We start from the raw sequence: 619 nt of genomic DNA on the forward strand, positions 1-619 counted from the left end.
GGGGCTGATCCCGACCTGGGTGAAGGATACACGCGAGTTTCCGCTGCTGTTCAACGCGCGCTCCGAAGGGGCTGCCGAAAAGGCGTCGTTCAAGGCCGCCATGCGCCATCGCCGCGCTTTGGTGCCGGCGTCCGGCTTTTATGAATGGCGGCAAACCGGTGGCAAGAAGGGGCAGCCTTACTGGATACGCCCCAGGCATGGCGGGTTGGTTGCCTTCGCCGGGCTGATCGAGACCTATGCCGAGCCGGGCGGTTCGGAAATGGACACCGGCGCCATCCTGACCATCAACGCCAATGCCGACATCGCGCATATCCACGACCGCATGCCGGTGGTGATCGACCCCAGGGATTTCGCCCGTTGGCTGGATTGCCGCACGCTCGAACCGCGTGATGTCGCCGATCTGTTGCGGCCGGCTCAGCTCGATTTCTTCGAGGCAATTCCGGTCTCCGACCTCGTCAACAAGGTCGCCAACACCGGACCGGAGATTCAGGAGCGGGGCGAGATCGGGCCGGAGCCCGAGAAGGTCAAGCGCCAGAAGTCCGGCGCGGACGACAGTCAGATGACGTTGTTCTAGCAGAGGGCGCGCGCGTCGGCGCCTTCATTTCTGGCGCCATTGGCG

General features: G+C 64.3%; 1 protein-coding gene. It reads left to right on the plus strand.

From position 1 onward, the window contains the following. A partial coding sequence (locus EOA22_RS36380; RefSeq protein WP_164756322.1) for an SOS response-associated peptidase occupies positions 1–574 on the plus strand: 574 nt, incomplete at its 5' end. Positions 575–619: the final 45 nt, after the last annotated feature.

Source organism: Mesorhizobium sp. M7A.F.Ca.US.014.04.1.1 (assembly GCF_003998745.1).
Classification (GTDB): Bacteria; Pseudomonadota; Alphaproteobacteria; order Rhizobiales; family Rhizobiaceae; genus Mesorhizobium; species Mesorhizobium ciceri.